The organism is Clostridium aquiflavi, assembly GCF_031344075.1.
Classification (GTDB): Bacteria; Bacillota; Clostridia; order Clostridiales; family Clostridiaceae; genus Clostridium; species Clostridium aquiflavi.
Genome location: NZ_JAVJAN010000069.1, coordinates 1 through 8,250, shown reverse-complemented (window position 1 = coordinate 8,250; position 8,250 = coordinate 1). Strand labels below are relative to the sequence as shown.

Annotated in this window: 7 protein-coding genes; all 7 read right to left on the bottom strand. The window is 27.8% G+C overall.

Annotated elements, in window-relative coordinates; genetic code table 11:
* Positions 1-311: 311 nt before the first annotated feature.
* The 7 genes from RGC78_RS15560 to hemA all read right to left on the bottom strand — a co-directional run bounded on the left by RGC78_RS15560 (position 312) and on the right by hemA (position 7,994).
* Positions 312-1,109, bottom strand: a complete 798-nt coding sequence (locus RGC78_RS15560) for a sirohydrochlorin cobaltochelatase (RefSeq protein WP_252213823.1) — start codon at positions 1,107-1,109, stop codon at positions 312-314.
* A complete protein-coding gene (hemL, locus tag RGC78_RS15555) occupies positions 1,099-2,382 on the bottom strand; it encodes a glutamate-1-semialdehyde 2,1-aminomutase (protein WP_252213825.1) in 1,284 nt (427 codons plus the stop codon). Before hemL ends, RGC78_RS15560 begins: the two co-directional genes overlap by 11 nt.
* 194 nt (positions 2,383-2,576) lie before the next feature.
* A complete protein-coding gene (gene hemB / locus RGC78_RS15550; RefSeq protein WP_252213827.1) occupies positions 2,577-3,542 on the bottom strand; it encodes a porphobilinogen synthase in 966 nt (321 codons plus the stop codon).
* A 2-nt stretch (positions 3,543-3,544) separates the two neighbouring features.
* On the bottom strand, positions 3,545-5,020 hold the full coding sequence (gene cobA / locus RGC78_RS15545) for a uroporphyrinogen-III C-methyltransferase (RefSeq protein WP_252213829.1): 1,476 nt from the start codon (positions 5,018-5,020) through the stop codon (positions 3,545-3,547).
* Between the two features lie 214 nt (positions 5,021-5,234).
* Entirely contained in the window at positions 5,235-6,107 is an 873-nt protein-coding gene (hemC, locus tag RGC78_RS15540) for a hydroxymethylbilane synthase (RefSeq protein WP_252213831.1), read from the bottom strand.
* A gap of 49 nt (positions 6,108-6,156) precedes the next feature.
* Positions 6,157-6,831: an NAD(P)-dependent oxidoreductase gene (locus RGC78_RS15535; RefSeq protein ID WP_252213833.1), complete on the bottom strand. Its 675-nt coding sequence runs from the start codon at positions 6,829-6,831 to the stop codon at positions 6,157-6,159.
* Positions 6,789-7,994 (bottom strand): glutamyl-tRNA reductase, encoded by a 1,206-nt coding sequence (gene hemA, locus RGC78_RS15530; RefSeq protein ID WP_252213835.1) that lies wholly within the window; start codon positions 7,992-7,994, stop codon positions 6,789-6,791. Before hemA ends, RGC78_RS15535 begins: the two co-directional genes overlap by 43 nt.
* Positions 7,995-8,250: the final 256 nt, after the last annotated feature.

Genomic DNA, 8,250 nt, shown 5'->3' with positions numbered 1-8,250 from the left:
TGTAAATGGACTTTTAGAACCCTTAATGAGTATTGTTACATTTACTGCTTGTCCTAATTTTATATTGGGAACAAGCTAAAATGGAACTATACTCATTTTAGTGTTCTTAAGTGAGAGTCGAAATTTTATATTTCGCTCCTCGAACTTACTCAGCGAAGTCGAGTTTCCTTTTTACATTCCGCCCACTTTGCTTATGCATATATCAACACTCTGCTAAAACATAGCCTAATTATTAAACCTAAAAGAACTAAATCTGATAGATTAATTTAATCATTCAGATTTAGTTCTTTTATATTGTTACCATTTAATAATTATAATTTATTTATTAACTCTTTAATATTTTCTATATATAATCTTTTTACACTTAAAAGTTCTGTTAAAGATTTATTAAAACATGTTACTTTTACACCTTTAGCTTCTATCATACACTTCCATGAATCCTTATTTTCTCCAAATATATCTTTAGTAATATGCTTACCAGATACTGATAAAAATGGTACTATAGTTATTTCTTTTATTTGTCTTATTATAATTTTATCTAAAATTTCATTTATAGAAATTTTTCCTTCTAAAGTTCCTATAAGTACATTTTCATAATTCATATTTAATAATTCTTTTTGAAACATGCTATATACAATATCAGATTTATTTGTTGTACCATGACCTATTAATAATAAATTTTTATCTTTAGGTAATTCATTTTTTATACCGTCTACTATATTACTAAATACCATTCCTTTAGATTTATTATCTAATTGTAAAATAGGATTTCCTAATATAATTTTATTAAACTCATGACTATATTTAGAAACAAATTCTTTTATTTTCTCATACTCATTTCCATGAAGTACATTTAAAGGCATTATTATAATATCCGTACAATCCTTTAATTTTGCACCTCTTAAAGCTTCCTCAAAATGTAATATATAAATACCAAAATCATTTGATAATTTTCTTAGTATTATTTTAGATGTAAAACACTTAAAAACTAAATATTCACTTCCATAAACTTCTCTTATCTCATTTTCTATTGGATCTATACATTTTTTTATAGCTTCGGTATTTGATGTACCAAAACTAACTAATATAATAGCTTTATTATTTTTCATTTACAGAAAACCTCTTAAATGCATCTAAGAACTCATCAATATGTTCTTCTGTATGCTTTACACTTAAAAACATAGCTTCAAATTGTGATGGTGCAATATTAAAGCCTTCATTTAACATGTGTTTAAAATATCTTTTAAATCTTTCGTTATTACAAGTTTTCACATCTTCATATGTATTTACTTTTTCTAATTCTGTAAAGAATAATGTTAACATTCCACCAACCCTATTTATTGTTAATGGTACATCATTTTCTTTTGCTATTTCTATAAGACCTTCTTGAAGTTTTTTACCCATTTTTTCAACATGATCATATAATTCCATATTATTTTTCAGCTTAGTTAATGTAGCAAGTCCTGCTGCCATTACAATAGGATTTCCTGACATTGTTCCTGCTTGGTAAACTCCTCCACATGGAGATAACTTTTCCATTATTTCTTTCTTACCAGCATATGCTCCACATGGAAGACCGCCACCCATTATTTTGGCATATGTAATTAAATCAGGCTTAACATCAAATAATGTTTGTGCTCCCTTAAATGCCACTCTGAATCCTGTCATTACTTCATCAAATATAAGCAATGCACCATATTCATCACATAAAGATCTTAATTCCTTAATAAAATCTTCGTTGGCCTTTATAACACCCATATTTCCTGCAACTGGCTCTATGATAACAGCAGCAATTTCATTTCCTTGCTTTTTAAAAAGTTCTTTTATTTGAGTTTTATCATTATATAGTCCTATTAATGTGTTTTCTACACTTTCCTTTGGTACTCCAAGAGATCCTGGAATTCCTTCTGTAAGTACTCCTGAACCTGCTTCTATTAAAAATCCATCAAAATGTCCATGATAACATCCTGCAAATTTAACTATCTTACTCTTTCCAGTATATCCTCTTGCAAGCTTTACAGCACTCATAGTAGCTTCTGTACCTGAATTAACCATTCTTATCATGTCTACATTATCTAAATTTTCACACATAAATTTACTTAGTTCTAATTCTAACTTAGTTGGTGCTCCAAAAGCTAAAGCATTTTCACATGTTTCTTTAATAGCACTTACTACATCTTCATCACAATGTCCTAAAAGTAGTGGCCCCCATGCTAAAACAAAATCTATATATTCTTTTCCGTCTTCATCTTTAATAATTACGTCTTTTCCTGACTTTATAACTGGAGGATTCATTCCCATCTCTTTAAAACATCTAACAGGACTATTTACTCCACCTGGCATATATTTCTTTGATTCTTCGAATATCTCTAAACTATTCATTATATTCACTCCCTGTACATATCATTAAAATACTTGTAATAAAACTTAATTTTACTCAATATATTCAATAAAAAGTGGATAATTGAGAGTTTCAGTTAAAACTCCTAAAGACTTTCTAAAAAATATATTTTAAAATTCTACTAGGAATTTTCTCCTTAACTCTACACTTTCCACTATCAATTCTCAACTAAAATTTATCTATTTAAAATTTGTGCCGCTTCTAATGCATGATAAGTTATTATTATATCTGCTCCAGCTCTCTTTATTGAAGTTAAAATTTCCATTATTATTCTTTCTTCATCTATAAGTCCTTGTTTGCCTGCTGCTTTAACCATTGCATATTCACCACTTACATTATAAGCTGCAAGAGGCATCTTAAAGTTTTCTTTGCATTCTCTAATTACGTCTAAATAAGGTAATGCTGGCTTAACCATTATAATGTCGCAGCCTTCTTCTATGTCTTTTTCTGTTTCTCTTAATGCTTCTAATCTATTGGCTGGATCCATTTGATAAGTTTTTCTATCCCCAAATTCTGGTGCTGATCCTGCTGCCTCCCTAAATGGTCCATAAAATGCTGAACAATATTTTGCAGAATAACTCATTATACTTACGTTTTTAAATCCATTGTCATCTAATGCTTTTCTCATAAATCCAATTCTACCGTCCATCATATCTGAAGGTGCTACCATATCAGCTCCTGCCTTTGAATGAGATACTGCAATTTTTCCTAAGTATTCAAGTGTCTCATCATTATCTACATCGGATTCATGAATTATTCCACAATGTCCATGAGATGTGTATTCACACATGCAAACATCTGTTATAACAAGTAGTTCTTTATTTAACTCCTTAATCTTTCTTACAGCTTGTTGAACAATTCCGTTATCATTATATGCTTCACTTCCACAAGCATCTTTATGCTCTGGAATACCAAATAAAAGCACTCCTGCAATGTTAGCTTTTTCAACTTCTGCAATTACTTCATGTAATCTATCTATTGAATAATGATAATTATCTGGTAAAGAAGAAATTTCTTTCTTTATATTTTCTCCTTCTACAACAAATATAGGATATATAAAATCCTTAGTATGTAGTGTAGTTTCTCTTATCATATCTCTAATAGCTGATGTTGCTCTTAATCTTCTACCTCTTTTTATCATAATTACGCCTCCATATCTTTTACAAATGACTCAATTTCTTTTAAAAATCCATCTTGTGAATGCTCCTTACAAATATAAGCCTTTATTCCTAACTCTTCAAGTGGTTTATTAGTTCTAGTGCCTATTGCTATAACTTGTTTTTCTTTAATAGCATCTAAGCCAACCATATCTATCATGTTATATACAGTTGATGGGCTTGTAAAAAATACTATATCAACTTCATCAAATGCTCTTTTATTTCTTACTCTTCCTTTTACTGTATCATAAATAAATACTCTATCTACATTAGCACCTACATTAGATAATTCATCTGCTATATCTGACTTTGCTAATGATGAACATGGAATAAGTACTTTTTCATTTTCTTTAACATGTGGTTTTAACACTTTTATTAATCCAGCACCTATAAATTCTCTAGCTTTCACAAAACATATTATACCTCTTCTTTCAAGAGCTTGCCATGTTGCTTTACCTATAGCTGATACTTTAGCTTGTAATTTTCTTATATCATATTTCTTTTCTATTAAATAGTCAAAGAATATATCAACTGAATTCACAGAAGTAAATACTATATGATCATAATTTTCTAAATCATCCATATAGATATCTAAATTACTAGCTGTACTTTCTATTTCTATAGCACTTAAAGCCGTAACTTCAGCACCCATATCTCTTAACTTTTGCTTTAAAGTAGCTGCTTGTTTTTGAGATCTAGTTACACAAATATTTTTGCCAAACAAAGGTTTATGTTCATACCAAGCTAAGTCTTCATTTAAATTAACCACTTCACCAATAACAATTATACATGGTGATTGTAATTTAGCTTCCTCTACTTTTTCACATATATTCTCTAGAGTTCCAACTACCTTCTTTTGCTTACTTGAAGTTCCTCTCATAACAACTCCACAAGGTGTAGAAATATCTTTTCCATTTAATACAAGTTCATGTACTATGTTTTCTAAATTGCTTAATCCCATCATAAATACTAAAGTTCCTTCTTCCATAGCTAATGCTTTGAAATTAGACTTAATATGTTTTGCTGACATTCCAGTTACAACATGAAAACTTTGAGCTATTCCTCTATGAGTTATTGGGATTCCTGCATAATTTAATACTGCTATTGGAGAAGTTACTCCTGGTATTACTTCAAACGGAATATTTTCTTCCTTAAGAGCTAATACTTCTTCTCCTCCTCTTCCAAAAACATAGGGGTCTCCACCTTTAACTCTTCCAACTATATGACCTTTTTTTGCTAATTTTACTAGCATTTCATTTATTTCTTCTTGTGTTTTATAATGTGCTCCTGGTTCTTTTCCACAATAATAAATTTCACAAGAATCGCTTAAATAATTTAAAATATTATTTGAAACTAATCTATCATATAAAACTGCTGTACATTCTTTTAATTTGTTCACAGCCTTTATAGTTAATAACTCTTCATCTCCTGGTCCTGTACCTATAATATATACTTTATTCATAATCTATTTTTAATAAGATGTTATGCCTACTACATAAACCTCTTATTAATTCTAAGCCACCTTTCAGTAAATTTTCAATATGCACCTTAAATGAATATCAATGTTTTAGTATAAAAGCTATCTATAGTTAGAGTTTGTTTTTTATAATTTTTGAAATCAAACTTCCTCTATGATTATCATTATATTAAAACATCAATATCATACTTAAATAACATTATTCTAATATTTTTTGTGCTAATTTCTTTCCTAATTCAATATTATTAGTTTTGCATCCTAAAATATCTTTTTTAACTATTTTTCCACCTATATCATATATTCCAATCATGTATAAATCATCACCTTGAATTTCTGAATAAGCTCCAATAAGGCTATGACAATCACCTTGTAATTCTTTCATAAAACTTCTTTCAGCTTCCACAGTTAAAGTTGCTTCTGCATCTATTAAAGCTTCAAAATATTTATTAGCATCCCCATCTTTTAAGCACTCAATTCCAAGTGCCCCTTGAGAAACTGCTGGCAAAAATTCCTTTGGGTCAAAATAATCTGTTATTAAATTTTCATCACCAAGTCTTTTAAGACCTGCTGCTGCTAGCACGATTCCATCTAAGTTTTGTTCTTCCATTTTCTTTAATCTAGTTTGAACATTACCTCTTATAGGTACTATCTCTAAATCATTTCTTAGCAGTTTTAGTTGTGCTGCTCTTCTTATACTACTTGTTCCAACTTTAGCACCTTGTTTAAGATCTTTAAATGAGATATCTCCATTTGAAATAAATGCATCTCTAATATCTTCTCTTCCTGTTATAGCTGTAATCTCAAATTCACTACTAACTTCAAAAGGAACATCTTTCATGCTATGAACTGCAGCATGAGCTTCCTTATTTAAAAGAGCAAGTTCGATATCCTTGACAAAAAGTCCTTTACCACCTATTTTATTTAATGATACATCTAGCTTTCTATCTCCCTCAGTTACTATAAGTAATTTTCTACCATTTATATTAAATTTTGATTTTAATTTATCCATAATTATTTCAGTTTGAACTTGAGCCAACTTACTTTTTCTAGTTGCTATTATTAATTCATTCATTATTCTTACTTCTCCTTTATCTATCGAAATTTTTAACTTAAAATATAATCTATATTAATTTATTTAATATTTCTTCTTCAAAGTAAAGTTTTAATACTAATTCCTCTTTATGATTGTCATAAAAAAACTTAAAATCATCGCAAGAAATAAAATCTATTATCTCTTTTTTATATTTTGAAAGATTTATAGCTTTATTTCTAATCTTAGTTGTTAAAGCTATAAAATCATCATAACTTTCTAATAGATCTTGTACTTTATTTGCAAGCATTACTGAACCTTTAGGATTTCCACCATTTGTATTTAATGCAAAAGTTATATTTTTAAGATTTCTTTGAACAGGTATAACACCCATGCCATTCTTAAAACTTGAAGAGTCTATATATATTTTATAATTCTTATCACAATATTTTTTTATATTATCGTTAATTTCTCTATCATCTATTGTTATCAGAACTAAATGTTTATTTTCTAAAAACTCATAATTAAACTGATTTTTTATTAAAATCAGTCTTTCTTTAAATTCTTCACATAAACTTATTACTTCTTCACAAAAATCTTTTGAAATGACTTCAACATAGCAGCCTATTTTTAAAAAATGTTTAATCTTTATAAATCCAGCTCTTCCTCCACCAATCACACCAATATTTATTTTATAAGAAAATAGTGAAACAAAGGAATAATCTATTTTTTCTCCATAAATATGCTCTTTATTATTCTTAAGCATTCCTCTTCACTTCCCTTTAAAGTTTCTTCTTTCATTACCTCTATAGCTCTATTTATGTAATAGTCAGATGTACTCTTTATCATTTTATTCGCTAAGTCAATATCATTTTTGTCTTTACATTTATTTTTAAATGTAGTCATTCTCTTATCATATATTTCTTTAGAAGTTACTTTTAACTCTTCTATTAATGGAGTGATACTTCTTAGTCTTTTCCATTCATAATACTCATTTAAGTATTTCTCTAAAATAAATTTATTTGAATCCATCTTATCAAAACGCATTTTTTTATTACCATCATTTATGTGACTTATATTATCTATGTTATAAACCTCAGCTCTATCTATATAATTAATCTCATCATCAACATCTCTTGGAACTGCTAAATCATAAATTAGTATTTTGTTTCCTACTTCATTTATATCCTGCTCTTTTATAACTATATGAGGTGCTGATGTACATGAAATTACGCAGTCCATATCATTTATGTATTTATTTTTTTCTTCAAAATCTATTACTTTTACTCTATCATCAGTAATTCCAGTCTTTATTTTCTTATTTCTAACTGCTAAATAGACTTCATTTATATTATGTGCAAGTAAATATTTCATAGTTAAACGTCCTACATCACCATATCCTAATACCATGAATTTTTTACATTCTTTATTAATAGATTCATTTACAACTATTGATGCTGATGATACTGGAATTTCAAATAATCTCGATTGACTTTTAAACTTTTTCCCACATGTTATAGCATATTGAAATAATCGTTGTAGTTCTAAATTAAGAGCTTTTATATTTAAAGACTTAAAATAAGAACTTTTTACTTGACCTAGAATTTGATCTTCCCCTAATATTTTTGAGTGAAAACCACAAGTCACTTCAAATAAATGCTTACATGCTCTTTTATCTTCTGATATAAAAACATGTTCTTTATAACTATAGTCCCAATTCAAAACTTCAAAAATCTTTTTTAATAGTTCTTCATTAATATAAGAAACATTAAAATAAATTTCTGTTCTATTACAAGTTGCAAGTATGATAACTTCATCCAAATATTGTAACAAACTATTTAGATACTCATCATGTTTGTTTGCTTTTATAGTTAATTTTTCCCTAATTTCTATTGGTGTATTCTTTTTTATTCCTAATACTGCTATCATTATTTTTCCACCTTGTATAATTATTTAAATATTTATATGTTCTAATTTAATATACTTATTTTATATTAAAACATATAATAAAAAAAGCAAAATTCTAATTTATAATAATTATTTTTTAATATAAATTACATTTTATTACTTTATTTGTATTAAATGTTGTTATAATAGTCTTTCTTAGAACAAAATCGCTAAGGCGACTTTGGAGCCGTCGATTTTTTTAGCCATGCGCCCTTTCCAAACGCAGTGCAGGAATAAT